This is a genomic window from Cellulosimicrobium sp. 22598, from assembly GCF_052044445.1.
Lineage (GTDB): Bacteria > Actinomycetota > Actinomycetes > Actinomycetales > Cellulomonadaceae > Cellulosimicrobium > Cellulosimicrobium cellulans_G.
This window is the reverse complement of record NZ_JBQEMZ010000002.1, coordinates 1-26,273: the sequence shown is the minus strand read 5'-3', so window position 1 is coordinate 26,273 and position 26,273 is coordinate 1. Positions and strand designations below refer to the sequence as shown.

General features: G+C 73.9%; 19 protein-coding genes and 3 tRNA genes. 17 read left to right on the top strand and 5 right to left on the bottom strand.

Translation table 11 applies throughout. The annotated features are described in order from the left end of the window. Nucleotides 1–54: 54 nt before the first annotated feature. The 3 genes from serS to ACTJIY_RS02630 all read left to right on the top strand — a co-directional run bounded on the left by serS (nt 55) and on the right by ACTJIY_RS02630 (nt 2,416). Nucleotides 55–1,338 (top strand): serine--tRNA ligase, encoded by a 1,284-nt coding sequence (gene serS / locus ACTJIY_RS02640; protein ID WP_440675003.1) that lies wholly within the window; start codon nt 55–57, stop codon nt 1,336–1,338. Next, nucleotides 1,335–2,159 (top strand): HAD family hydrolase, encoded by an 825-nt coding sequence (locus ACTJIY_RS02635; protein WP_308202298.1) that lies wholly within the window; start codon nt 1,335–1,337, stop codon nt 2,157–2,159. Before serS ends, ACTJIY_RS02635 begins: the two co-directional genes overlap by 4 nt. Nucleotides 2,160–2,236: 77 nt before the next feature. Next, on the top strand, nt 2,237–2,416 hold the full coding sequence (locus ACTJIY_RS02630; RefSeq protein WP_253052328.1) for a hypothetical protein: 180 nt from the start codon (nt 2,237–2,239) through the stop codon (nt 2,414–2,416). Here the strand turns inward: ACTJIY_RS02630 and map are convergent. Further along, the gene (map, locus tag ACTJIY_RS02625) at nt 2,391–3,182 is read right to left on the bottom strand and encodes a type I methionyl aminopeptidase (protein WP_064316124.1); all 792 of its coding nucleotides are present in this window, start codon (nt 3,180–3,182) and stop codon (nt 2,391–2,393) included. The genes ACTJIY_RS02630 and map overlap by 26 nt on opposite strands. A gap of 214 nt (nt 3,183–3,396) precedes the next feature. Here map and ACTJIY_RS02620 point away from each other — a divergent pair, with 214 nt between their 5' ends. The 5 genes from ACTJIY_RS02620 to ACTJIY_RS02600 all read left to right on the top strand — a co-directional run bounded on the left by ACTJIY_RS02620 (nt 3,397) and on the right by ACTJIY_RS02600 (nt 9,244). Then, nucleotides 3,397–4,425 (top strand): LacI family DNA-binding transcriptional regulator, encoded by a 1,029-nt coding sequence (locus ACTJIY_RS02620; protein ID WP_440675002.1) that lies wholly within the window; start codon nt 3,397–3,399, stop codon nt 4,423–4,425. A 262-nt stretch (nt 4,426–4,687) separates the two neighbouring features. Next, the gene (locus ACTJIY_RS02615; RefSeq protein WP_253052332.1) at nt 4,688–6,094 is read left to right on the top strand and encodes an ABC transporter substrate-binding protein; all 1,407 of its coding nucleotides are present in this window, start codon (nt 4,688–4,690) and stop codon (nt 6,092–6,094) included. Nucleotides 6,095–6,276: 182 nt separating this feature from the next. Then, on the top strand, nt 6,277–7,260 hold the full coding sequence (locus tag ACTJIY_RS02610) for a carbohydrate ABC transporter permease (RefSeq protein WP_253052334.1): 984 nt from the start codon (nt 6,277–6,279) through the stop codon (nt 7,258–7,260). Then, complete coding sequence (locus tag ACTJIY_RS02605) at nt 7,257–8,207, top strand: carbohydrate ABC transporter permease (protein WP_440675001.1); 951 nt, start codon at nt 7,257–7,259, stop codon at nt 8,205–8,207. The genes ACTJIY_RS02610 and ACTJIY_RS02605 overlap by 4 nt, the downstream gene beginning before the upstream one ends. Before the next feature lie 110 nt (nt 8,208–8,317). Further along, complete coding sequence (locus ACTJIY_RS02600; RefSeq protein WP_440675000.1) at nt 8,318–9,244, top strand: EamA family transporter; 927 nt, start codon at nt 8,318–8,320, stop codon at nt 9,242–9,244. 64 nt (nt 9,245–9,308) lie between these two features. On the opposite strand, the gene ACTJIY_RS02595 is transcribed toward ACTJIY_RS02600, so the two are convergent. Together ACTJIY_RS02595 and ACTJIY_RS02590 are read right to left on the bottom strand one after the other, a co-directional pair. Then, nucleotides 9,309–9,956 (bottom strand): bacterial proteasome activator family protein, encoded by a 648-nt coding sequence (locus tag ACTJIY_RS02595; RefSeq protein WP_440674999.1) that lies wholly within the window; start codon nt 9,954–9,956, stop codon nt 9,309–9,311. A 77-nt stretch (nt 9,957–10,033) separates the two neighbouring features. After that, nucleotides 10,034–11,011 carry an NAD(P)H-quinone oxidoreductase gene (locus ACTJIY_RS02590; protein ID WP_440674998.1) on the bottom strand — a complete coding sequence of 326 codons (978 nt, stop codon included), beginning with the start codon at nt 11,009–11,011 and terminating at the stop codon, nt 10,034–10,036. Nucleotides 11,012–11,242: 231 nt separating this feature from the next. On the opposite strand from ACTJIY_RS02590, the gene ACTJIY_RS02585 reads away from it, so the two are divergent. From ACTJIY_RS02585 to ACTJIY_RS02550, 8 genes are all read left to right on the top strand, one after another. Continuing rightward, a complete protein-coding gene (locus ACTJIY_RS02585) occupies nt 11,243–15,142 on the top strand; it encodes a nitrate- and nitrite sensing domain-containing protein (RefSeq protein ID WP_440674997.1) in 3,900 nt (1,299 codons plus the stop codon). Nucleotides 15,143–15,178: 36 nt separating this feature from the next. Next, on the top strand, nt 15,179–15,628 hold the full coding sequence (locus ACTJIY_RS02580; protein ID WP_024839165.1) for a roadblock/LC7 domain-containing protein: 450 nt from the start codon (nt 15,179–15,181) through the stop codon (nt 15,626–15,628). A gap of 10 nt (nt 15,629–15,638) precedes the next feature. Next, a complete protein-coding gene (locus tag ACTJIY_RS02575) occupies nt 15,639–16,049 on the top strand; it encodes a DUF742 domain-containing protein (RefSeq protein WP_021483501.1) in 411 nt (136 codons plus the stop codon). A gap of 439 nt (nt 16,050–16,488) precedes the next feature. Next, nucleotides 16,489–17,025: a GTP-binding protein gene (locus tag ACTJIY_RS02570; protein ID WP_082141054.1), complete on the top strand. Its 537-nt coding sequence runs from the start codon at nt 16,489–16,491 to the stop codon at nt 17,023–17,025. 99 nt (nt 17,026–17,124) lie between these two features. Continuing rightward, a tRNA-Ser gene (locus ACTJIY_RS02565) sits at nt 17,125–17,209 on the top strand. Nucleotides 17,210–17,481: 272 nt separating this feature from the next. Then, nucleotides 17,482–21,939 (top strand): prealbumin-like fold domain-containing protein, encoded by a 4,458-nt coding sequence (locus ACTJIY_RS02560; RefSeq protein ID WP_440674996.1) that lies wholly within the window; start codon nt 17,482–17,484, stop codon nt 21,937–21,939. A gap of 109 nt (nt 21,940–22,048) precedes the next feature. Next, the gene (locus ACTJIY_RS02555) at nt 22,049–23,326 is read left to right on the top strand and encodes a threonine/serine ThrE exporter family protein (protein WP_253052344.1); all 1,278 of its coding nucleotides are present in this window, start codon (nt 22,049–22,051) and stop codon (nt 23,324–23,326) included. Nucleotides 23,327–23,428: 102 nt separating this feature from the next. After that, nucleotides 23,429–23,517: transfer RNA gene (locus ACTJIY_RS02550), tRNA-Ser, on the top strand. A 124-nt stretch (nt 23,518–23,641) separates the two neighbouring features. Here the strand turns inward: ACTJIY_RS02550 and ACTJIY_RS02545 are convergent. Together ACTJIY_RS02545 and ACTJIY_RS02540 are read right to left on the bottom strand one after the other, a co-directional pair. Beyond that, complete coding sequence (locus tag ACTJIY_RS02545; RefSeq protein WP_440674995.1) at nt 23,642–25,012, bottom strand: FtsX-like permease family protein; 1,371 nt, start codon at nt 25,010–25,012, stop codon at nt 23,642–23,644. Beyond that, the gene (locus ACTJIY_RS02540) at nt 25,009–25,926 is read right to left on the bottom strand and encodes an ABC transporter ATP-binding protein (protein ID WP_439159209.1); all 918 of its coding nucleotides are present in this window, start codon (nt 25,924–25,926) and stop codon (nt 25,009–25,011) included. The genes ACTJIY_RS02545 and ACTJIY_RS02540 overlap by 4 nt, the downstream gene beginning before the upstream one ends. A 231-nt stretch (nt 25,927–26,157) precedes the next feature. On the opposite strand from ACTJIY_RS02540, the gene ACTJIY_RS02535 reads away from it, so the two are divergent. Next, nucleotides 26,158–26,233, top strand: a tRNA-Arg gene (locus ACTJIY_RS02535). Nucleotides 26,234–26,273: the final 40 nt, after the last annotated feature.

Below are 26,273 nucleotides of genomic sequence, written 5' to 3'. Positions count from 1 at the left end.
TGGGCGCGGGAACGGTCCGCGACCGGGGGCCGCCCGGTTCGTTAGGCTGCTGGCGTGATCGACCTCCGCCTCCTGCGCGACAACCCCGACATCGTCCGTGCCAGCCAGGTCACCCGTGGTGACGACCCCGCGCTGGTGGACACCGCCCTCGACGCCGACGCCCGTCACCGGGCCGCGCTGAGCGAGTTCGAGAGCCTGCGCGCCGAGCAGAAGTCCCTCGGCAAGCAGGTCGCCCAGGCGCAGGGGGAGGAGAAGCAGGAGCTGCTCGCGCGCACCAAGCAGCTCGCGGCCGACGTCAAGGCGCGCCAGGCCGACGCGGACGCCGCGTCGGAGGAGCTGCGCGGGCTGCTCTACCGCATCTCGAACGTCGTCGCGGGCGCTCCCGCGGGCGGCGAGGACGACTACGTCGTGCTGCGCGAGGAGGGGACGATCCGCGACTTCGCCGCGGAGGGCTTCACGCCGCGCGACCACCTCGACCTCGGCGAGGGCCTGCGCGCGATCGACACCGAGCGCGGCGCGAAGGTCTCGGGCGCGCGGTTCTACTACCTCACGGGCGTGGGCGCGCGCCTCGAGCTCGCGCTTCTCAACGCCGCGATGGACACCGCGGTCGCGGCCGGGTTCACGCCCGTCATCACGCCGACGCTCGTGCGGCCCGAGGTGATGCAGGGCACCGGGTTCCTCGGCGCCCACGCGGACGAGATCTACCGCCTCGAGAAGGACGACCTCTACCTCGTCGGCACGAGCGAGGTGGCGCTCGCGGGCTACCACGCGAACGAGATCGTCGACCTCTCGGCCGGGCCGCTGCGCTACGCCGGGTGGAGCGCGTGCTACCGCCGCGAGGCCGGCTCGCACGGCAAGGACGTGCGCGGCATCATCCGCGTGCACCAGTTCCACAAGGTCGAGATGTTCTCCTACTGCGACCCGGCCGACGCCGAGGCGGAGCACCAGCGCCTGCTCGGCTGGGAGGAGCAGATGCTGCGCCTCGTCGACCTGCCGTACCGCGTCATCGACACCGCGGCGGGCGACCTCGGGTCGAGCGCCGCGCGCAAGTTCGACTGCGAGGCGTGGCTCCCCACGCAGCAGCGCTACCTCGAGCTCACGTCGACGTCGAACTGCACGACGTTCCAGGCGCGCCGCCTCAACGTGCGCGAGCGCGTCGAGGTCGACGGCAAGAGCGAGACGCGCACCGTCGCGACGCTCAACGGCACGCTCGGCACGACGCGCTGGATCGTCGCGATCCTCGAGAACCACCAGCAGGCCGACGGGTCGGTCCGCGTGCCGGAGGGCCTGCGCCCGTACCTCGGCGGCCTCGAGGTCCTCGAGCCGGTGGTGGCGTGACGGGTCCCCTCGTCCCGGACGACGCGTCCGGGCCGCTGCTCGTCGCGCTCGACATCGACGGCACCCTCATGTCGTACGACCAGGAGCTGTCGGACGACGTGCGCGACGCCGTCGCCGACCTGCGCGCGGCCGGGCACCACGTGGTGCTCGCGTCCGGGCGGTCGCTCATCGCGATGACGCCCGTCGCGGAGATCCTGGGGATCGACCGCGGCTGGGTCGTCGCGTCCAACGGCGCGGTGACCGCGCGTCTCGACCCGGACGAGCCCGACGGGTACGTCCTCGAGGACGTCGTGACGTTCGACCCGGGCCCGGCCCTGCGGCTCCTGCGCGAGCACCTGCCCGACGCGCGGTACGCCGTCGAGGACGTCGGCGTCGGTTTCCGCATGAACGAGCTCTTCCCCGACGGCGAGCTCGACGGCGTGCACCGCGTCGTCGACTTCGACGAGCTGTGGTCGGGCGAGGTCACGCGCGTGATCGTGCGGGCGCCGGGGTCGACGAGCGAGCAGTTCCACGAGCTCGTCGAGCGCCTCGGCCTGGACGACGTCACGTACGCCGTCGGCTGGACGGCGTGGATGGACATCGCGCCGCTCGGCGTCACGAAGGCGACCGGCCTGGAGCTCGTGCGCCGCACCCTGCACGTCCAGCCGCACCGCACCGTCGCGGTCGGCGACGGCCGCAACGACGTCGACATGCTCCGCTGGGCGGCGCACGGCGTCGCGATGGGCCACGCGGACGCCGTCGTGCAGGCCGCCGCCGACGAGGTCACCGGCTCGATCGAGGACGACGGCGCGGCCCACCTCCTGCGCAGCCTCCTGCCCTGACCGCGAGGTAGAACAGCAGGGCGCGAGATAGAGCTCGCGGGGTTCTACGTCGCGACCTGCGGTTCTACCTCGGCGGGATGGGTAGCGTCTTCGCGACGTCGTTCGTCCCCGAGCGTGCGGCTTTCGACGCGTCGTTCGCGACGCTCCTCGCGGACGACGACGCGCTGCTCCTCGTCGCCGAGGCGGGGGACGTTTCTTCCGGGGTACCGGGGGTCTACCTCGCGGGGGTGGTCAGTCGCGGGGCTCGCGCGCGGTGAGGACGACCGGGCCGTCGGGCGTGATCGCGACCGTGTGCTCGCTGTGGGCGCCGCGCGAGCCGTCGGCCGAGCGCAGGGTCCAGCCGTCGGGGTCGGTGTAGATCTCGTCCGTGGTCTCGAGGAACCACGGCTCGATCGCGATGACGAGGCCCGGCTTGAGGGGGAACCCGCGCTTGCGACGGCCGTCGTTGGGGATGTGGGGCTCGCCGTGCATCGTGCGGCCCACGCCGTGCCCGCCGAAGTCGGTGTTCACCGAGTAGCCCGCGGCGTGCGCGACGTCGGCGATGGCGGCGGAGATGTCGCCGACCTTCTTGCCCGGCTGCGCGGCCGCGATGCCGGCCTCGAGCGCGCGCTCGGTCGTCTGGATGAGCTTCGCGTCGGCCTCGCCCAGCGCGCCGGCGCGCGGCGTCCCGACGACGAACGACAGCGCCGAGTCCGCGACCCACCCGTCGACGGACGCGGCGAAGTCGATGCTCAGCAGGTCGCCGTCGCGCAGCGCGTAGTCGTGGGGGAGGCCGTGCAGCACGGCGTCGTTGACGGACGTGCAGATCACCTTGCCGAACGGGCTCGCCCCGAACGACGGGTGGTAGTCGATGTAGCACGACTCGGCCCCGCGGTCGCGGATCATCTTGTGCGCGACCTCGTCGAGCTCGAGCAGGTTCGTCCCGACCTTGGTGGCGGCGCGCACCGTGGTGAGGACGTCGGCGACGAACCGTCCAGCGGGTCGCATCTGGTCGATCTCCCGCGGGGTCCTCAGCTCGATCATCGTGGTCCTTCCGGTTCGCAGGTGGCGTGCCCGACGGCGGCGCGGCCGGCTCGAGCGGTGCCGAGCGGTGCCGCGGGACGGGCCTCCCCACGATATCGGTCCGCGCTGCCGCGGTGCGGCGGGAGCGGGTGCCGTGCGCACGCCGCCGGGGCGCAAGCGCTTGCATCGATCTGCTCACGATGCGGCACGGCGCCTCGCCACGTGGCCTCCGGGCGTGGCAGCATCACCCGTCGTGGCAGGTATCGACGACGTCGCCCAGGCCGCCGGGGTGTCCACGGCGACCGTCTCCCGCGCCCTGCGCGGCCTGCCCAACGTGTCGGAGGCGACGCGCCTGCGGGTGCTCGCGGAGGCGGCCCGGCTCGGGTACGTGCCCACGCCGTCGGCGTCGTCGCTGGCCACCGGGCGCACCCGCACCATCGGGGTGCTCACCCCGTGGGTCAACCGTTGGTTCTTCGCGAACGTCATCGAGGGCGCCGAGCGTGCGCTCCGCGACCTCGGCTACGACGTCCTGCTGTACACGTTCGACGTCCGCCGGACGTCGTCCCGCCGCCGGGTCGACCCGAGCGTGCTGCGCCACCGCGTGGACGGGACGCTCGTCGTCGGGCTGCCGCTCGACGACGACGAGGTGCGCTCGCTCGTCGGGCTCGCCCGGCCGCTCGCGTTCGTCGGGTCGGGGCCGGCCGACCAGGTGACGGTCCGGCTCGACGACGTCGCGACCGGCCGGGCCGCGACGCGCCACCTGCTCGACCTGGGGCACCGGGTCATCGGCCACGTGACCGGGGTGCCCGACCTCGTGTCGTCGTGGTCGCCGCCGGTCGAGCGCGCGCGAGGCTACGTGCGCGCCCTGGAGGAGGCGGGGATCGTCGTCGAGCCGGACCTCGAGGTGAACGGCGACTTCGACGTCGCGGGAGGGCGCGAGTCCACGGCGGAGCTCCTGCGCCGCCGGCCGGACGTGAGCGCCGTCTTCGCGGCGTCGGACGAGATGGCCATGGGGGCCATCCTCGCGGCGCGGGACCTGGGGCTGCGCGTCCCGGACGACCTGTCGGTCGTCGGGGTGGACGGCCACGACCTCGGGGAGCTCGTCGGGCTGACGACGATCGCCCAGGACGCCTACCAGCAGGGGTTCGACGCGGCGCTCCTCCTGCTCGAGATGATCAACGGCGCCCCGGTGCCGGAGAGCCTCACCTATCCGACCGAGCTGGTGCGCCGCGGGTCGACGGCGCCGCCGGGCGCCGGAGCCTGAGGCCCCGAGCCGCGCCTCGCCGCGCGCTCGACGACGCCGCGTGGGAGCGTGGCCAGGAGGGGAGGGGTGAGAGAGCGCGCACCCGGCGCACGTGACGGAATCGTTACGCAAACTCGCCTCTCCTGTGCTTGCGGCAGCGCGATGCAACCGCTTGCATGGTGCCTAGGGCGAGAGCGCACCCGCGCTCGCGACGTCGCGATGCGCCCGGTCCTCACCGGACCGGGGTGACGGCGTCCGTACCCACGACGAGGTGGAGGCTGACATGACCAGGACCACGAGGACCAGCGCGGCGCGTCGTCGCACGCTGGTGGTCGCCGCCGGCGGCGCGAGCCTCGCGCTCGTGCTCGCGGCGTGCAGCGGCGGTGGCGGCGGCGGAGGCGACGACGAGTCGCCGAGCGCCGAGGTGGACTGCGCCGACTACGAGCAGTACGGGGACCTCTCCGGCAAGACGGTGACGGTGTACTCGACGATCGTCGACACCGAGGCGGAGCAGCAGCAGGCGTCGTACGAGCCGTTCGAGGAGTGCACGGGCGCCACGATCGAGTACGAGGGCTCCAAGGAGTTCGAGGCGCAGCTCCCCGTCCGCATCCAGTCCGGCAGCGCGCCGGACATCGCGTACCTGCCGCAGCCCGGCCTGCTGCGCCGCATCGTCGCCGACTTCCCCGACGCGATCCAGCCCGTCGGGGAGGCGGCGTCCGCGAACGTCGACCAGTACTACACCGAGTCCTGGAAGGACTACGGCACCGTCGACGGGACGCTGTACGCGACGCCGCTCGGCGCCAACGTCAAGTCGTTCGTCTGGTACTCGCCGTCCATGTTCGAGGAGGCGGGCTACGAGGTCCCGACGACGTGGGACGAGCTCATGGAGCTCTCCGACCAGATCGTCGCGGACAACCCCGGCGGCGACGTCAAGCCGTGGTGCGCGGGCATCGCGTCCGGCGAGGCGACCGGCTGGCCGGCCACCGACTGGATGGAGGACGTCGTCCTGCGCACGGCGGGCCCCGAGGTCTACGACCAGTGGGTCAACCACGAGATCCCGTTCAACGACCCGCAGATCGCCACGGCGCTGGCCACGGTCGGCGACGTGCTGAAGAACGAGGAGTTCGTCAACGGCGGCCTCGGCGACGTGAGCACCATCGCGACGACCGAGTTCACCGAGGGCGGCTACCCGATCATCGACGGGCTGTGCTACATGCACCGCCAGGCGACGTTCTACCAGGCCAACTGGACGACCCTCGACCCCGACCTGGTGGTCGCGCCCGACGGTGACGTCTGGGCCTTCTACCTCCCGGGCGAGACCGCGGAGGACAAGCCGCTGCTCGGTGGCGGCGAGTTCGTCGCCGCGTTCAACGACCGTCCCGAGGTCCAGGCGTTCCACGCGTACCTGTCGAGCCCCGAGTGGTCCAACGCCAAGGCGAGCGTGACCCCGCAGGGCTGGATCAGCGCCAACAACGGCCTCGACCCGGAGCTGCTCCAGTCGCCGATGGACCAGCAGGCGTACGAGCTGCTCACGGACGACAGCTACACGTTCCGCTTCGACGGCTCGGACATGATGCCCGCCGCCGTGGGTGCCGGCTCGTTCTGGACCGAGATGACGGAGTGGATCGCGAGCGACAAGTCCGACGAGGCCGTCCTCGACGCCATCGAGGCGTCCTGGCCGACGTCCTGACGCGCGGGCGACCCGGGGCCTGACCGCGCGGCACGCGCCGCGGGCCGGGCTCCGGGTCCACGCGTCGACCCCGGGGGCGGGTCGTCCGGGGGGCCGATCCCCGGACGACCCGTCCCCGGGCCGTCCCCGCCGCACACCACGTCGTCGTCCGGCCCGCCGCCGGCCACCTCAGGAGCTCTCACATGGACTGGTTGCTCGAACCCGCCGGGACGGGGGGCAAGCTCGCGGTGATGCTCGTCGCGATTCTGCTCTTCGTCGTCGTCATGGGCCTGATCCTCTTCCTCGTCGACCGGCCGCGGCGCGTGCCGGGCTGGGTCGTCGCGCTCGCGTTCGCCGGGCCCGCGGTCGTCATGCTCGCGTTCGGCCTGCTCTACCCGGGCCTGCGCACGATCCGGGACTCGTTCTACAACCGCACGGGCTCCGCGTTCGTCGGGCTCGACAACTACGTCACCGCGTTCACGCGCGACGAGTTCCAGATCGTCCTGCGCAACACCGCGATCTGGGTCATCGTCGTCCCGCTCGTCTCGACCTTCCTCGGCCTCGTCTACGCGGTGGTGGTCGACAGGTCCCGCTTCGAGAAGTTCGCCAAGACGCTGATCTTCCTGCCCATGGCGATCTCCATGGTCGGCGCGGGCATCATCTGGAAGTTCATGTACGAGTACAAGCCGGCGAGCCAGCCGCAGATCGGCCTCTTCAACCAGGTCCTCGTCTGGCTCGGGCTCGAGCCGCAGCAGTTCCTGCTCAGCGCGCCGGCCAACACGTTCTTCCTCATCCTCGTGATGATCTGGATCCAGGCCGGGTTCGCGATGACGATCCTCGCCGCCGCGATCCGCGCCATCCCGGACGACATCGTCGAGGCCGCCCGGCTCGACGGCGTCGGCGGCATGCGGATGTTCCGCTACATCACCGTGCCGAGCATCCGCCCCGCGCTCGTGGTCGTCCTCACGACGATCGCGATCGGCACGCTCAAGGTCTTCGACATCGTCCGCACCATGACCGGCGGCCGCTTCGAGACGTCGGTCGTCGCCAACGAGTTCTACACGCAGGCGCTGCGGCAGGGCGAGCAGGGGCTCGGCGCCGCGCTCGCGGTCATCCTGTTCGTCCTGGTCATCCCGATCATCGTGTACAACGTGCGGCAGCTGAAGCAGGCGGAGGAGATCCGATGAGCACCCCACTGTCCGCCTCCGTCCCGGACGCCCCGCTCGTCGACGAGACCGCCGAGGAGGGCAGCGGCAAGGGCATCGTCGCGGGCCTCGACGAGCGCGCGGGCAAGGTGCGGCGCAAGGTCTCGTCGCGACCGGCGTCGATCATCGCGATCGTCCTGGCGGTCCTCTGGACCATCCCGACGTTCGGGCTCCTCGTCACGTCGTTCCGCCCGCCGCGCGAGATCCGGCGGTCGGGCTGGTGGGAGGCGTTCGCCAACCCCGAGTTCACGCTCGACAACTACACCGACGCGCTGTTCGGCGGGTCGACGAGCTTCGCGACGTACTTCATCAACTCCCTGGTCATCACGCTGCCCGCGGTGATCATCCCCATCACGCTCGCGTCGCTCGCGGCGTACGCGTTCGCGTGGGTGAATTTCAAGGGCCGCAACCTGCTGTTCGTCGCGGTGTTCGCGCTGCAGATCGTGCCGATCCAGGTCACGCTCGTCCCGCTCCTCACCCAGTACGTGGACTGGGGGATCGACGGGTCGTTCTGGCCCGTGTGGCTGTCGCACTCGATCTTCGCCCTGCCCCTCGCGATCTTCCTCCTGCACAACTTCATGAAGGACATCCCGCGCGAGCTCGTCGAGGCCGCCCGCGTGGACGGCGCCGGGCACGTGAAGATCTTCTTCCAGGTGCTCATGCCGCTGCTCGTGCCCGCCATCGCGGCGTTCGGGATCTTCCAGTTCCTCTGGGTCTGGAACGACCTGCTCGTCGCCCTCACGTTCGCGTCCGGCCAGGACACCGCGCCCATCACGGTGCGCCTCGCCGAGCTGTCCGGCTCGCGCGGGGCGAGCTGGCACCTGCTCCCGGCGGGCGCGTTCATCTCGATGGTCGTCCCCGTCATCGTGTTCCTCGCGCTGCAGCGGTACTTCGTGCGCGGTCTCCTCGCCGGGTCGGTCAAGGGCTGACGCCCGCCTCCCCGCGCAGGCGTCTGCGGCCCGTCCCGTGCATGGGACGGGCCGCAGCCGTGTGCTCGGCCGGCGCCGTCCCGTGCCGCGCGGGCGCCTAGAGTCGTCGCGTGCCTCGCCACCCCGCCGCCGCCCTCGACAAGGTCCCGGTCCCGGCGCTGTTCGTCGTCTCGGGGCTGACGCAGTACCTGGGCGCGGCGATCGCCGTCGGGCTGTTCGCCGTAGCCGGAGCGATCGAGATCGGGTGGCTGCGCATCGCGGCGTCCGCGCTGCTGCTGCTCGCATGGCGTCGGCCGTGGCGGCACCGGTGGACCCGGCGCGACCTCGCGTGGGTGGCCGTGTTCGGCGTCGCCCTCGCCGCGATGAACCTCGCGTTCTACGTCGCGATCGACCACCTGCCGCTGGGGACGGCCGTCGCCATCGAGTTCCTCGGCCCCGTCGCGGTCGCCGCGGTCACGGGCAGCGGGTGGCGCGAGCGGGGCGCGATCGCGGTCGCGGCGGCGGGGGTCGTGCTGCTCGCCGGGGTGACGATCGAGTCGGACCTCCCGCGCGCGGACGCCGTGCTCGGGCTCACCGCGATCGGGGTCGCGGCCGCGTGCTGGGCGGCGTACATCCTGCTGGGACGGCGGGTCGCCGTCTCCGGGTCGGGGGTGACGTCGCTCGCCGTCGCGATGACCGTGGGCGCGGTCGTGTTCGCGCCCTTCCTCGCGCGCGACGCCCTGCCGGTCCTCGGCGACTGGCGGCACGTCGCGGCCGTCGCCGGGATCGCGCTCTTCTCGTCCGTCGTCCCGTACGCGCTCGAGCAGGTCATCCTGCGCCGCGTGAGCGCGGCGACGTTCTCGGTGCTCCTCGCGCTGCTCCCGGCGTCCGCTGCGGTCGTGGGCGCCGTCGTGCTGCGGCAGGTCCCCACGGTCCCCGAGCTCGTCGGCCTCGTCCTCGTGTCCGGGGCCATCGCCATGACCGCGGCGCGACCGGGCGGGCGCGCGGGCGGGACGCCGCCCGGGGACGACGTCCCGCTCGACCCGCCGCCCGCCTGACGAGCGACCGCGCGCCACCGGTCCGGGCGCGTCCGCCCGGGACCGGCGAGGCCGAGCAGGGCCGTCAGAGGTACTGGCCCGGAGACGGCCGCCCGTCGTGCTCGTCGGGACGCCCGCCGGGATGTCCCGGAGCGGCGCCGGGGCCACCGGGGCCCATGGGCGGCAGCGAGCCGGGAGGCAGCGCGCGCCGGATCTGCGAGAGCTGCGCCTGCGCAGCCATCTGCTGGGCGACGAGCGCCGTCTGGATGCCGTGGAACAGGCCCTCGAGCCAGCCGACGAGCTGCGCCTGCGCGACGCGGAGCTCCGCGTCGGTCGGGACGGTGTCGTCCGAGAACGGCAGCGTGATCCGGTGCAGCTCCGCCACCAGGTCGGGGGAGAGGCCCTCCTCGAGCTCGGTGAGCGAGCGCTCGTGGATCTCGGCGAGGCGCGACCGCGCCGCCTCGTCGAGCGGGGCGTCCCGGACCTCGTCGAGGAGCTTCTTGATCATGCCGCCGATGCGCATCACCTTGGCGGGCTCCTCGATGACCGTCGCCGGGTTGCGGTCGGGGTCGGTCGAGTCGTCGCTCTCGACGACGCTCACCCCCGTCCCGTCCGGCATCACGACGGTGGCGCGGGCGGGCTCGTCGGCGTCGTCGGCGGCGTCCTGCGCACCGTTCGCGGACTCGGGGGCCGTGGGGTCGTCGGGGCGGGGGTCGCGCGGTTCGTCAGCCATGGGTCCAGTCTGGCGCGCGGCGCCCACGTGCGCACCGAGGCGCGGGATCTCCACCCGTCGTCGGCCGTCGCCCGTGGTCAGGGCACGAGGAGCACCTTGCCGAAGACGTCGCCCGAGTCGAGCAGCTCGTGCGCCGTCGCGGCCTCCTCGAGCGGGAGGCGCGCGTGCACCACGGGGCGGACGCGGCCGTCCTCCACCATCGGCCAGACGTGCGTGAGGACCTCGTGCACGATCCGCGCCTTCTCGGCCGGCGGGCGCGCCCGGAGCGTCGTCCCGGCCACCGTGGCGCGCCGGGCGAGGAGGAGGCCCAGGTCGAGCTCCGCGCGTCGGCCCTTCTGCATGCCGATGACGACCAGTCGCCCGCCCGTGGCGAGCACCTCCAGGTTGCGCGGCAGGTAGGCGGCGCCGACGACGTCCAGCACGACGTCCGCGCCGTGCCCGCCGGAGGCGTCCCGCACCGCGGCGACGAAGTCCTCCTCGCGGTGGTCGACGGCGAGGCTCGCCCCGAGCGCGAGGCACCGGTCGGCCCGGTCGCGCCCGCCGGCCGTGACGGCGACGCGGGCGCCGAGCGCGGCACCCACCTGCACGGCGACCGTCCCGACGCCGCCCGACCCGCCGTGCACGAGCAGCCACTCGTCCGGGCCGAGGCGGCCCACGTCGACGACGTTGCTCCACACCGTGCACGCGGCCTCGGGGAGCGCGGCGGCGTCCACGAGGTCCACGCCGTCGGGGACGGGGAGCACCTGCGTCGACCGGACGCGCACCTGCTCGGCGTAGCCACCACCGTCGAGCAGCGCGACCACGCGATCTCCCACGGACCACCCCGTGACGGACTCGCCGACGGCCGCGACCGTGCCCGAGACCTCGAGGCCGGGCCAGTCCGGCGCGCCGGGGGGAGGTGGGTAGGATCCGGCGCGTTGTAGCAGGTCAGCACGGTTCACGCCAGCGGAAGCGACGTGGACCACGAGCTCGTCCGGCCCGGGGGTCTGGTCAGGGAGCGCGGAAACCGTTAGTTTCTCAGGGCCACCGGGGGCCGATATCGTGACGCCTCGCACATCGCCGAGACTACGCGGACGGCCCGGGAGGCGCCGGTTCGCCGACGGGGCACCGCGGGCGCGGGACGAAAGTTCACGCTCCTCGCGGATTAGGTGTCCGGGGGATGTGCACCGATAGTTAGTACGCACGACCGGGGAGCGGAGCCCGGGAGGCGCCGCTGCCACGCGCGCCGACCGCGCCGCCGAACGGGTGGACCAGGGTGATGGAGGCAGGTTCGTATGCTCCGCAGGTTGAGCGTTCGCGGGAAGATCCTTGCGGCCCTCGCGGTGCCCGTCCTCGTCCTCTTCGCCGCCGCCGCGATCATCTCGGCGCAGGCCATCGGGTCGGCGCGCGACGCCAGCCAGACGAGCGCGCTCGTCGCGGCGCTCGCGGCACAGGACGCGGCGGGGACCGAGATCGCGGCCGAGCGCACGTACTCGTTCCTGGACGCGAACGAAGGCTCCGAGGAAGCCGCGGCGCAGATGATGGCGCAGCGCGAGAAGACGGACAAGGCGCTCGACGCGCGCGACCGCGCGTACGAGAAGCTCGACACGTCCGCGCTCGACCCGCGGGTGCGCAAGGCGGTCTCCGACACGATCGCGGACAGGGCCGACCTCCTGGCGATCCGGCAGGGCATCGACAGGTCCTCCATCGGCCAGCTCGCGCGCAACTCGCAGTACAACGCGCTCATCGACGATGCGCTCGAGGTGCCGCGGACGCTCGCGGACACGGCCCCGGACCGCGAGCTCGCGCAGTACCTCGACGCCTACGTCCTCCTCGACGAGCTCCTCGCCCAGCAGGCGCTCGAGCAGCCGCTCGCCGGCGCGGTCCTCGCCGCGGCCCAGCAGGGCGTCGACAGCACCGAGACGAACCAGCAGGCCGCGGTCCTGGTGACCAACGGCGACGCCCTCACGGCGCGCACGGCCACGGCCGTCCGACGGCTCCCGGGCGACTTCCTGCTGGAGCCGCCGAGCGCCACGTACAACCAGATCCGGCAGAACCTCGCCGGCTCCCGACCCAAGTCGACGCCCCCCAGCCAGGCCGCGCAGTGGCCGACGCTGTCGCAGGCGGACCGCGACCAGACGAGCCCGGTGCGCGACGACGTCCGCACCGCCACCGCGGAGAAGGCGTCCGACCTCGCGGGTGCGGCGACGACCCGCGCGGTCGTCACGATCCTCGCGACCCTCGCGGCCGTCATCGCCTCGATCCTCGTCGCGGGCTTCATCGCCCGTGCGATCGTCAACCCGCTGCGGCGCCTCACCGACGCGGCCGAGGACGTCCGTGACCAGCTGCCCCGCCTCGTCGAGCAGGTCGCCGTCCCGGGCCAGGGCCCCGGCATCGACCTGGCGCCGATCACGGTGGAGTCCACGGACGAGGTCGGCCAGCTCGCGACCGCGTTCAACGACGTCAACCAGACGACCATCAAGGTCGCGCGCGAGCAGGCCGCTCTCCGTGGCTCGATCGCGGAGATGTTCGTCAACGTCGCGCGCCGCGACCAGGTGCTCCTCAACCGACAGCTCGCGTTCCTCGACGACCTCGAGCGCTCCGAGGAGGACGCGGGCACGCTGTCCAACCTCTTCCGCCTCGACCACCTCGCGACGCGTATGCGCCGCAACGCGGAGTCCCTCCTCGTCCTCGCGGGCATCGACTCGGGTCGCCGCGTGCGCCAGCCCATGCCGGCCTCGGACGTCATCCGTACGGCGTCGTCCGAGATCGAGCTGTACGACCGCGTCCGCCTGAACCTGGTCGTCGACCCGCTCATGCTCGGGCACAACGCGCTCAACGCCGCGCACCTGCTCGCCGAGCTCCTCGAGAACGCGACGATGTTCTCGGAGCCGCACACCCCCGTCGAGGTCACGACCGGCCGGGACGAGCACTTCGTCTACGTGACGGTCCGCGACCACGGCCTCGGGATGACGCCGGACGAGATCGCGGAGGCGAACCGCAAGGTCGCGACGCACGCGGCGTCCGACGTCGTCGGCGCGCAGCGCCTGGGCCTCTTCGTCGTCGGTCGTCTCTCCGACCGCCTCGGCGCGAAGGTCCGGTTCAGCACGAGCGGCGAGGACCAGGGGACCGAGGTCGTCGTGTCGTTCCCGGCCGCCCTCTTCGTCCCCGACTCGAACGTGCCGCTCCCGCAGCCGACGGACCCCCTGGAGACGAGCACGCAGGCCGCCGCCCAGCAGCTCGCCGGCACGGGGGTCCTCCCGGCGCTCCCCGCCGCCGACGTCGCGGCCCCGGCCGCGCCGTCCGTCCCCGCACCCGCGGCGACGGCGTCGTTCCCGACCGTCGAGCCCGAGGCGCCCGTCGCGGTGCCCGTCGACCTCGACGCGCTCACGGACGGCACCACGCAGACCGGCATGCCCCGCCGTCGTTCGCGCACGGTCGACCCCGCCGCCGCGGCACCGAGCGCGTCCTTCGCGTCGGGTCCCCAGACCGGCGCGATCGTCCTCCCGCCGCTGGCCACGCCGGCGCTCCCGGAGCAGCTCCCGGCGGCGGACGAGGCATGGACCCCGCCCGCGGAGGTCGCCGACGCCGGCGCTGCCCTCCCGAGCCGGTCGCGCCCGGCCGCGACCCCCGTGGAGCCGGTCTCCGCCGAGATCCCGGTCCTCGACGTGAGCACGCGCAGCGCGCTCTTCTCGAGCTTCCGCCCGGTCGGCGACCGTCCGGCCACCGAGAACCCGGTGGAGCTGCCCGTCGCCCCGGACGTCACCGCCACGGACATCCCGCTCGTCGCCGAGGCCCCGGCCGACACCCCGGTCCAGCAGGACGTGTGGACGCCGCAGGACCCCGCCGTCGCGCCGGTCCAGGACACGTGGGCCCCTGCGCAGGCCTGGGCGCCGGAGCAGCCCGCCGAGCAGGCGTGGACGCCCGAGCCTGCCGCCGACGCCTGGGCACCCGAGCAGGCGTGGACGGCTGAGCCGGCTGCCGACGCGTGGGCGCCGTCGTCCGTGGCCGACGCGCCGCTCGACGCGACGCGTGTCGTGCCGGCGGTCCCGGCCGAGCCCGTCGACGACGCGACCGTCGCGCGCGTCCCGCTGGTCCAGCGCACCCCGGCGGCCCCCGAGCCGGCCGCGGCCCCCGCGCCGGCGGAGACCCCGGTCGAGGCGGAGCTCCCGACCGACGTCCCGGTCGTGGCGACCGGCGGCGAGGCCGCGGTGGCGGAGGACATCCCTGCGGAGCTCACCTTCGAGGCGCTTCCCCGCTTCGAGGAGCTCATGGCCGACCTGCCGACGCGGCGGTCGCTGCGGGAGAGCCAGGCGCGCAAGCGCGGGCTCTTCGGCCGGCGTCCTCGGACGACGGCGACGCCGTCGGCGCGGCCGGCCGGACCGTCCCCGGAGGCCCTGGCCTCGCGCCCGGTGGGAGCACCCGGGGCCCCCGCTCCGACCCCGGCCCCTGCTGCCCCGGCGTCCGCGCCCGCCGTCGCGGCAGCCCCGGTCGCCGCTCCGCCGGTCGCCGCGCCCGCCGCTCCGCCGCAGGAGGCCCAGGCCCCCGCGCGGTCGTCGGCGTTCGCCCCGCGAGCCGGTCAGCCCGCAGGAGCCGCGAACGCGTCGTCGTTCGCCCCGGAGGCGCCCGTCGCCCCGGTGCAGGAGACGCGTGCGCTCGACCCGGTCCAGGACGCGCCGCCGGCCGGTGCCGGCTACACGGTGCCGGAGCCGTCGGTCGCTGCCCCCGACCCTGCGCCGAGCCCGGCTGCGACGGGGTACGGCCCGCCGACCCCGCTCGTCCGACGACAGGTGGGCGACGCGATCGAGCCGCTGGAGCCCGGGTACATCGCCGACTCGGTCGAGGCGCGGTCGGACTGGATGGCGTCCGCGGTGCTGTACGAGGAGATGTCCACCCTGCTGCAGGGCAGCACCGACTTCCAGGAAGCGACCTTGGCGGACCCGAACGACGGCATCTACCAGCCCCTCCAGGTCGACGGCACGACGGCGTCGGGCCTGACCCGACGCTCGCGCGGCGAGGAGCGGGAGGGCTACGTCGACCGCTTCACGGCCCGCATCGACCGTGACCCGGAGCAGCTCCGGGCCCGTCTGTCGGCGTTCCAGTCGGCCACGGCCCGTGGCCGTGTCGAGGGCCAGGACGAGACGAGTTCGACCTGGACCCCCCAGGCCATGGATTATGTCCCTGATTCAGCGCCGCAGGCGCGGTGACGACATGCCGTCTGCGGCAACTGACGAGGAGGAAGAGTGAACGCGCTCAGCACCGAGGCAACCAACTTCGGGTGGCTGCTCGACAACTTCGTGCGGACGGTCCCGGGCAGCCGGCACACGCTCGTGGTGTCGGCGGACGGCCTGCTCATGGCGATGTCGGACCAGCTCGACCGCACGAGCGGCGACCAGCTCGCGGCGATCGTCTCCGGCATGTCGAGCCTGACCCGCGGGGCGGCCCGGCAGCTCAACGGAGGGAACGTCCGCCAGGCCATCATCGAGATGGACAACGGGTTCCTGTTCCTGATGAACGTCTCGAACGGGTCCGTCCTGGGCGTCGTGGCGGAGGCGAACTGCGACATCGGCCTCATCGGCTACGAGATGGCGCTCCTGGTCTCCCGCACCGAGGCGACACTGACGCCGCAGCTCATCTCGGAGATGCGGGGTAGCCTTCCCGTCGACGGCGCGACGCGAGCCCCGGTGGGATGAGGACTGATCGATGACGAACGTACCTTTCGGCAGCATGGGAGCACACGACGGGTACGAGGCGGCCACGGTCCGCCCGTACGCGGTCACGGGCGGTCGTGTGCGCTCCGCCACGTCCGACCTCCCGCTCGAGGCGCTCGTCGAGGTCATGCCGGGCGCCGTGAACAGCTTCGGGCTCCCGCCCGAGAAGCGCTCGATCCTCCAGCACGCCGCGCACACGTACGTCTCGATCGCCGAGCTCTCCGCGCTCCTGCGCCTGCCGCTCGGCGTGACGAAGGTGCTCGTCGCGGACCTGCAGGAGGACAACTACATCACCGTCCACACGTCGACCCCGCTCAACGTCCACACGGGTCACGGCAGCAACCACTCGGGTCTGTCCCTGAGCGTCTTGGAGAGTGTTCTCAATGGCATTTCCACCCTCTGACGGCTCGGGCAGCGCGCCGCAGGCCGGGCAGCCGTCCGGGGTGATCGGGGGTGTGCCCGGTGGCCAGGCGGCCGCCCGTCAGACCGCGTGGGCTCCGGTGAGCGCGCCCGCCGGCGTGCCGACGCAGGCGCCGGCGGCGTCGGCTCCGGCGCGTCCCGTCGCGGCACCGGCACCGGCACCGACGGCGCCGTCGGTCTCGGCCGTCGCCCCGGCGACGCCCGCCGTGGCGCCGGCACCGGTCGCCCAGGCTGCGGCTCAGCCGCGCACCGCGCCGCAGCCCGTCGCCGCCGCGCAGCCCGCGGCCCCGGCCCAGCCCGCCCCGTCCGTCGCCCCGGCGCAGCCCTCCGCGGCGCAGGCTCCCGCGGCAGGCCAGCCGTCGGCCGCAGCCCAGCCCGCCGGTGCCCCGGCCGCGGCGCGGACGGCGCCGACGGTCGTCAAGATCGTGGTCGCGGGCGGGTTCGCCGTCGGCAAGACCACGTTCATCGGGTCGATCTCCGACGTCGAGCCGCTCAACACCGAGGCTGCGATGACGGAGCACTCGGTGGGCGTCGACGACGCGGGCGGCGTGTCCGACCGCAAGACGACGACGACCGTCGCGATGGACTTCGGCCGCGTGTCCCTCCCGGGCAACCTGTGGCTGTACCTGTTCGGCACGCCGGGCCAGGACCGCTTCCTCTTCATGTGGGACGACCTGGTGCGCGGCGCGATCGGTGCCGTCGTGCTCGTGGACACCGACCGCCTCGAGCAGTGCTTCCCGGCGATCGACTACTTCGAGTCACGCAACATCCCGTTCGTCGTCGGCGTGAACTGCTTCGACGGCGTGGCCAAGCACAAGCTCGAGGACGTGCGCGAGGCGCTCCAGATCCCTGCGCACGTGCCGATGCTCTACACGGACGCGCGGTCGCGGGCTGCCACCAAGCAGACGCTCATCGCGCTCGTCCAGCTCGCGATGCGCCAGCTCCGCGGGGCGGCCTGACCTCCGCGGTCCCGGTCCCACCGCCCGACGGCGGGTCGCCCTCCACGGGGCGGCCCGCCGTCGTCGTGCACGGGACGGGCGTGCCACAATGGCTCGCCGGGAGGGCTGACAGAGCGGCCTAATGTGACGGTCTTGAAAACCGTTGTGCGGCAACGCACCGGGGGTTCGAATCCCTCGCCCTCCGCAGGTCGTCGGGGGGGGGGGGGGGGGGGGGGGGGGGGGTCCGGAGCAGTGCTCCGGACCCGGCCCGACGTGCGTCCCGGCGACGCCCGCGCGACGAGGACCCCTTCGTACTATCGTCGGTCGGACGAGGACGGTCGGACGTGCCTGCGCGCGTCGCCACGGGTGGTCCGGCGGGCGGGGGCGCGTGCCACGGGGACCGGCCTGGGCGCACGGGACGGCACGGCGCGGTGCGTCCGCCAGCGGGTGAGGTGCGGTCTCTGGGGGGAGCGGCCCATGACGAGCACGACCGGGACGGTGCACGAGCGCGGTCTGCCTTCGTCGCGCGCGCGGGTGCGGCGGCTGCTCGCCGGGCTGGTCGCGGCGCTCCTGCTCGGCGCCGTGCTGGTGCCTCTTACCCCGCCGCCGACGGCGGACGCCGCGACGCTCCAGCCGTCCGGCCTGCAGACGGGCATGGAGATCGACGGGACGTCCGGTTCCGGCAGCCCGCCCGAGACGTTCAACTGGGACGACTTCCTCACCGACGTGCAGCCCGACGGCGCGTTCACGTTCACGCCGACCGGCCCCTACACGACGCCGCAGGGGTTCGAGTCGTCGGGGATCGTGCAGGCCAGCTTCGCGTGGGACAACGGGAGCCTCGCCGAGTCGTGCAACGCGAACCCCGACCAGACGGGCGCGCCGCCGAGCCAGAGCCCGAGCACGAACCCGTGGCGGCCCGGGCCAGCGAACCCCAACGCGAAGGGCGACCTCTGCTCGACCGCCTACGGGCTCGAGTACGTCGTCGACGACGACGGGATGCGGCACGCGATCCTCTACGGGTACTGGACGCGGTACTCGGGAGCGGGCGAGGTCAGCGTCTTCCAGCACCTCGAGGGCCCCGGGCCGGGACGCTGCGACGACGTCCTGCTCGAGTTCAACTACGCGTCGTCGGGCACGACGGCCGCCGTCCACCGGTGGGCGCCGACGGCGGGGGACGGGTGCGCGAACCCGCTCGGGCCCGGGACCTGGGCGGCCGACGCCGGCTCGGTGGACTTCGCCTGGGCGGTCGGCGTGCGCTCGGAGGGCCCGCCCCTGACGAACCAGCCTCAGGACACGTTCGGGGAGTTCGCCATCGACCTGAACACGGCGGGCGTCCTCGCGCCCTCCGAGTGCGCGACCTACGAGGTCTCGGAGATGCTCACGCGCACCGGCAACTCGCCGAACGCGAACATCCAGGACTTCGCCGACCACGCGCCGGACCGGATGACCATCGCCAACTGCGGTGCGCTCACGGTGACCAAGGCGACGGTCCCGCAGAGCGCGGACACCGGGGCCCGGTTCGGCTTCACGGTGGCGAGCGACACGGGCCCGGTGCAGCCGGGTCCGCCGCCCGTGCCGACGGTCTCGGGGACGCTCGCGAGCGGGGAGACCGTCCGGTTCGACGACGTCCTGTTCGGTTCCGCCTTCTCCCTCACGGAGACCGACGTCCCGCCTCCGTGGGACCTGCAGTCCGTCGTGTGCACCGCGGTCCCCGCGGCGGGAGGGCCGCCCGAGCAGTTCGTGCTCGACGACCCGGCGGACCGGTTCCCGGTGCGTCCGCTGAGCACCACCGACTGCGTCATCACCAACGAGGCCGCCGTCGTCACGGTGACCAAGCACACCGACCCCGACGGGTCGCCGCAGGAGTTCTCCTTCGAGGCGACGGGGCAGGCGGGCTTCACGCTCCACGACGGCGAGAGCGCGTCCTTCCCCGTGCCCGCCGGCGTGCCGTTCACGGTCTCCGAGGAGGCGACGCCGGGGTGGCTCCCCCCGGGGATCGTCTGCACGGCCCCCTCCACGCCGGCCGGGCAGGCGGTGACGGTGACCCCGGTGGCCGGGCAGAACATCGAGTGCACGTTCACGAACACGCAGCTCGGCACGGTGATCGTCTCCAAGGAGGCGCACGGCGTCGACGGGCGCACGTTCGACTTCACGAGCGACCTCCCGGGGAACGAGGACTTCTCGATCACGGTCGAGCAGGGCGACGGGACGCTCTACGAGCACACGATCCAGGACGTCCCGGCCGGGACGTACACGATCGAGGAGCTCACGGACGACGAGCTGCCCGCGACCCGGCTGGCCGACCTTGCGTGCACCTACGGCGGCGAGGACCACTCCGCCGACCCCGAGGGCCGCACGATCGGCCTGACGGTGCTCCCCGGGGAGACGGTGCGCTGCTTCTTCACGAACGTCACCCCCGGGTCGATCGCGGTCGTCAAGCGGACCGTCCCGGTCGAGTACGAGCAGGACTTCGACTTCCTCTTCGTCCCACCGGTCGGCGACCCGACGCCGTTCAGCCTGAGCGGAAGCTCCACCCCGCCGAACGTCGCCCTGCGCTCGTTCGACGGGCTCGAGCCCGGGACCTACACGATCACCGAGCCGGCGGACCCGGTCGGGTGGTCGCTCGCGGCCGACCCGCCCACGTGCAACGCGGACTTCTGGTCCCCCAGCGCGGACGGGCGCGGCGTGACGGTCGACCTGCCGGACGGCGGCGTCATCGTGTGCTTCTTCACGAACCTGGCCGCGCCGGCGTCGCTCTCCCTGACCAAGACGGTCGTGGGCGCCGACCCCGCGTTCGGGTGGTCCGTCGACGTCGAGCTCGTGGCTCCCGACGGCACGGTGGACGGCCGGACGGCGACGACGGCGGCGCCGACGGTCGCGTGGGGAGAGCTCGTCCCGGGCGCGCTCTACACGGTGCGGGAGGCCGGAACGGTCCCGCCGGGATGGACCCGGGGGGAGGTCACGTGCGAGGGGCTCGCGGACGCCGACGCCACGGCGCCCGGGTTCCAGATCGAGGCGACGCCCGGGCAGCAGATCGCCTGCTCGGTGCAGAACACGGTCGCGACGTCGAGCATCTCCGTGGCCAAGGTGGCCACCGGGATCGGCGGCGACCTGCCGTGGTCGTTCGACGTCGCGATCGACCCCGTGCCCGCAGGGCAGACGTCGCCGCAGACCGCCTCGGGCGCCGGACAGGCGGCGGACGTCGTCACGTGGTCCGGTCTCGTCCCGGGCACCGCCTACTCGATCACCGAGGCGCCGGTCCCGGGATGGACCGCGGTCGACGTCGCGTGCACGGGAGTCACGGACACCGACCCGGGCACGCCCGGGATCCAGTTCGTCGCCCCGGTCGGGCTGGACGTGTCGTGCACGCTCACGAACACCGCGGTGCAGGGGAGCGGCACGCTCACGAAGACCTCCCTGGGCGGTGACGGGACGTTCGAGTTCGTGCTCACGGACGTCGACGGCGCCGTCGACCCCATCACGGTGCCGGTCACCACCGTCGACGGCACGGCGACGCTCGGCCTCCCGCAGATCGTCCCGGGTGTGCGGTACTCGTTCGTGGAGTCGGACGGGGACGGCTGGGTCGAGGGCGCGCTGACGTGCCTCGTCACCCCCGCGGACGGTGGGGAGCCGTTCCCGCTGACGGACCTCTCCGACTTCTCCGTCGGGCCCGGCGACGTCGCCGCGTGCACGGCCGAGAACGCGCGCCACGGCACGATCGTGGTCGCCAAGGTCGTCGACGGCGCCGACGGCGAGTTCGACTTCAGCGGGGACTGGCCGGACGCGGAGGACTTCTCCGTCGTCACGGAGGGCGGGGTCGGGACCGCGACGTTCGAGGACGTGGCCCCGGGGCCGTACGTCGTGACCGAGGTGGCGCAGGACGGGTTCGAGAACACGGCGCTGACGTGCGTCGACGGCGACCCGGACGGGTCACCGTCCACGGCCTCGGGCAGCACCGGGGCGATCGCGCTCGACCCCGGCGAGACCGTCGTGTGCACCTACACGAACACGCCGTGGGGCACCCTCGTCGTCGACAAGGTCACCGAGCCCGCGGGGTCGGACCAGGAGTTCGGGCTCGCGTGGGCGCCGGAGGGCGGCGCGCCGTCCCCGTTCACCCTCACCGACGGCGACGAGCCGTTCTCGCCGGGCCCGCTCGCACCGGGGACGTACACCGTGACGGAGACGCCGACCCCGGGCTGGACCCTCGCGGACCTCGTGTGCGTCGGGTCCAGCGCGCCGACGACGGTCGACGGCGCGACCTCGACCGTGGACGTCAGGTCCGGGGAGACGGTGCTGTGCACCTTCACGAACGCCCGCCCGACGGCGCTCGAGGTCGCCAAGACCGTGGTCGAGGGCCCGGTCGCCGTCGCGCCCGGCGTCGTCCGCGTCGTCTACGAGGTCGCGGTGCGCAACGCCGCGGCCGTCGAGCGGACCTACGACCTCGTCGACCGGCTCGCGTTCGGCGGGGGCATCGTCGTGCGGGACGCGACGGTCGAGCCCGTGGACGGCCCGCCGGTCGCCGACGACTGGGACGGCGTGGACCGCACGACGGTCGTCTCCGGCGCGACCCTCGCCGCGGGAGCCACGCACCTCTTCCGGGTGACGGTCACCGCGCAGGTCCCGGCCGACGTCGTCCCGGACGCGCTGCTGTGCGACCCGGCGGGTGCTGCCCCGGGCGGCTTCCTCAACACCGCGGCCGTGCTCGGGGAGGACGGCGCGACCGAGTCGGAGGCGGCCGCGTGCGCGCCCGCACCCGAGCCCCCGGACGACGGCGGCCCGACGCCTCCGGCTCCCGAGCCGACCGTGCCGCCCGGGCAGGCGGACCGGCCGCTCCCGGCGACCGGTGCCGACCCGGGCTGGCTGCTCGGGGTGGCCGGGGCGCTGCTGCTCGTGGGAGGCGGCCTCCTCGCCGTCCGGCGGGTGCGACGCTCCTGACCGGGCCCGGGCCGGGCGGACCGGGGACGTCCGGCGTCCGGCCCCTGGGCACCGGGGACCGGGACCTTCGGCGAGTGCCGCGCGGACGGACCTACGGGATCATGGCCTCGTGACGCCTGAGCCCTCCCCGGCCGACGAAGCCGGTCTCGAGCCCGTCGACCTCATCCGCCGGTCGGGCACCGTGCTGCGGATCGGTCGCCTCGCGCTCTCCGCCGGGACGGGCAGCTACCGCGTCAAGTCGCACATGACCCGCGCGGCGCGCGCGCTGGGGCTCGACCACATCGCCGCCCACGTGACGCTCACGGAGATCACGGCGACGTCGTACCGGGGCCCGATCTTCCGCACCGAGCTCACCGAGGTCCGGTCGATCGGGATCAACGCCGACCGCCTGGCGCAGCTCGAGCGGTTCTCCGCGGCCCTCCCGGCGGGCGCCGACCTCGATGCCGTCGAGGCGGAGCTCGACCGGATCTCGCGCCGCCCGCCGCTGTACGGGGCGCTGCTCAACGCCCTCTGGGCGGGGATCGCGTGCGCGGCGTTCGCGTTCCTCAACAACGGCGGGCTCGTCGAGTGCGGGGCGGTGCTGGTCGCCGCGGCGCTCGGCCAGGGCGTGCGCCGCGCGATGCTGCACCGGGGGATCAACCAGTTCGGCGTGACGATGCTCGCGGCAGCGGTCGCGAGCATCGCCTACCTCGCGCTCGTCCTGGCGCTGTCCGCGCTCGCGGGCGTCGACGGCGGGCACGAGGCCGGGTACGTCTCCGCGGTGCTGTTCCTCGTGCCGGGGTTCGCGCTCGTCACGGGCGCGCTCGACCTCGCGAAGCTCGACTTCTCGGCCGGGGTCGCGCGCGTGACGTACGCGCTCATGATCCTCGCCTCGGCCGCCCTGGCCGTGTGGGGCGTGTCGGCCGCGGCGGGCCTCGCCCCGGACCCGGTGCCGCCGCCCGGCCTGGCGGAGCCGCTGTTCCTCGGCCTGCGGAGCGTCGCGAGCTTCCTCGGGGTGCTCGGGTTCGCCCTCATGTTCAACAGCCCGTGGGCGATGGCGCTCGGGGCCGCGTCGATCGGCATGGTCGCGAACGTGGGGCGCCTGCTCCTCGTGGACGCCGACGTCGTCCCGCAGGCGGCCGCCGCGGCGGCCGCGCTGCTCGTGGGCCTGCTCGCCGCCACGGTCGCCCCGGCGCTGCGCGTCCCGCGCATCACCGTGTCCGTGCCCGCGGTCGTCATCATGGTCCCCGGCGTCACGGCGTACCGGGCGGTGTACGAGTTCAACACCGGCGCGACGGCGCAGGCGCTCGCCTACGCCGTCGAGGCCGGGCTGGTGATCGTCGCGCTCGCGATCGGGCTCGCCGTGGCCCGGATGCTCACCGACCGGGAGTGGACCTTCGAGCGGTAGCGGTCCGGACGGCGGCGCGGGCGACCCGCAGGGCTCGGCGGTTTGGTCTCGCGGCGGCGCCCTTGTACCCTGGGCGACGCAGGCTCTCCGCCGAGCCTGCGAGGAGACGTCGCATAGTCAGGTCTAGTGCGCCACCCTGCTAAGGTGGTAACGGAGCAATCCGTTCGAGGGTTCAAATCCCTCCGTCTCCGCTCAGGAAGGTCCCGGCTGCCGAGCGCCCGGGGCCTTTTCTGTTGCCCGACTCCTGTCGCCCGGCACAGAGCCGTCAGCGCCCCACCGGTCGGGGGACCAGGGGGCGCTGACGGGTGGGGGCGGCTACGCGCTGCCCGACGTCGCGAGCGCGGACCGCACCACGAACCGGGACGCCCCGGCCCCGGCGAGCACGAGGGCCGACGCGGCGGCGACGCACAGCAGGAACTGCACGACGACCCCGACGTTCGCGAACGCGTTGAGCCCGATCACGGGGACCATGAACAGCAGCGCGGCGAACGTCGCCACGCCGACGCTCACGACGAGCGGGACGAGCGTCTCGCGGAACCGCGCCTGGTCGAGCGTGCGCAGGTCCGTCCCGGACAGGACGAGCGTGCGGTACTCGTTGCGCTGGTCGATCACGCGACCGGCCTGCATCACGCCGGTCGAGACGGCGGCGAGCACGCCCGCGATGGCGAGGGTGAGGAACCCGCCGGTCTTCATGTCGGTGAGGTACTGCACCTCGTCCGGGTCCGCGCCCGTGCCCGGCTCCAGGAGCGCGAAGATGCTCGTCAGCCCGGCGATGAACGTCGCGAGGGCGACCCCGCCGACGGAGCGCCACGCGGTCTTCGGGTTGTCGACGATCCGCCTCCCCGCGAGCAGCGTCGGCACGCGGCGGGCGCCGCCGGCCGTCATCCTGCCGACGAGCCAGATGACGAACGGCCCGACGACGTTCACGGTCGCGAAGCCGACCAGGAGGATGACCGTCAGGACGGTGAGGACGACCGCCACCGACCCGAAGGAAAGGTTCGTCGCGACGATCAGCGCGACGAACGCGACGCCCATCGACAGCAGCCGCACGGCCTTGAGCCCCGGAGGCGTCACGCGGGCCGCGACGCCCAGCGGCGTGATCGCCACGCGGCGCAGGCTGACGAGGGCGGACACGAGCGCGACGGCGACCACGAGCACGACCGCCCCGAGGAGCGCCGGGACGCCGACCCACAGCTCGCCGAGGTCGAACGTGCGGCCCTGGAAGCGGAGCTGGGCGACGAGCGGCAGCAGCGCTCCGTAGCCGACCAGCCCCACGAGCGCCCCGATCACGGCCTGCGCGGCGGCGTCGAGGGCGGTGAGGGTCGTGACCTGGCCCGTCGTGGCGCCCGCGAGGCGCAGCGCCGCGAGCCGCGCGTCGCGGCGGGCGACGGCGAGGCGCGCGGCGGCGGCGCCGAGGGTCACGAGCGGGATGAGCAGCAGGAGCGACGCGATGCCCGCGAGGAACGGGTACTGCGCGTCGTAGGGGGTCACGCCCTCCATGCCCTCGCGGACGCCCTCGAGACCGCCGGCGCGCAGGAGGAAGGCGTGGAAGCCGCCCATGACCACGAGCAGGATCGCGGTGGTGACCGCGAAGGCGATGATCGCGAGCACGTTCGTCAGGCCCTGCGGATCGCGCTCGTCGGCGCTGCGACGGCGCAGGAGCCACCAGAGGCCGACGGTCCTCATCGGGCGCTCTCCTGGCTCGGTGCGGCGGGAGCGGCCGGCGCCACGGGCGCGGGCGCGCCGGGTGCGTGTCCCGCGGCCGGGTGCGCGGCCATCGCGGCCCGCGTGGCGGCGTCGTACGGGGCGGGCGGCAGGGGAGCGGGCTGACCGACGACGGCGGTCGCCGCGGGCTGCGTCGTGCCCGGGGCGGGCTGGGCCCCGGGCGCGAAGAACTCGCCGGAGATGCGCCCGTCGCGCATCGTCACGGTGCGCGAGCAGTGCCGCGCGACGCCCGCGTCGTGCGTGACGACGACGAGCGCGGCGCCGGAGTCCCGGGTGGCGCGCGTGAGGACGTCGAGGACCTCGGCACCGGTCGACTGGTCGAGCGCGCCGGTCGGCTCGTCGGCGAACACGACGCCGGGCGACCCGACGAGCGCGCGGGCGATCGCGACGCGCTGGGCCTGGCCGCCGGACAGCTCGCCCGGGCGGCGCTGCTCCATCCCGGCGAGGCCGAGGTGCGCGAGCCAGCGGGCGGCGACGGCCGTCGCCTCCGTGCGCGCCGTCCCCGCGAGCATGAGCGGCAGCGCGGCGTTCTCGACCGCGGGCAGCTCCGGCAGGAGCTGGCCCGACTGGAACACGAAGCCGAAGTCCTGGCGCCGCAGGACGGTGCGACGGGCCTCGGAGAGCGTCGTGACGTCCTCGCCCCGCCACGACACGGAGCCGGAGGTCGGGGTGACGATGCCCGCGAGGACGTGCAGGAGCGTCGTCTTGCCGGACCCCGAGGGGCCCATGATCGCGAGCGACTCGCCCGGGTGGACCGTGAGGTTCACGCCCGCGAGGGCGTGCGTCGCGGTCTGGGCGGAGCCGTAGACCTTGGTGAGCGCGCTCGCGACGAGGGGCGAGCCGCCGGGGGCGGAGGAGGGGCCGGTGAACGTCATGGACCGATCGTCCGACGGCGGCGGGTGCCGCCGCGTCGGGCTGAGGACGGGACGTCGTCGCGTGCGGGTCCGACCCTGGGGGGACCGTCCGGCGCGTCGCGTGCGGCGAGGGTCGGACGGCGTGGCGTCCGTCACCTCGCACCCGTCCGGGGCCGGATCGGTTTGGGTTCGGGGCGGGGACACGGTAGTGTTCTCGACGGCCGGTGAGCGATCAGCGGTCAGGCAGGACCGGCGCCCGTAGCTCAACGGATAGAGCATCTGACTACGGATCAGAAGGTTGGGGGTTCGAATCCCTTCGGGCGCACCACACGAAGGCCTCCACCGGGACCACCCTGGTGGGGGCCTTC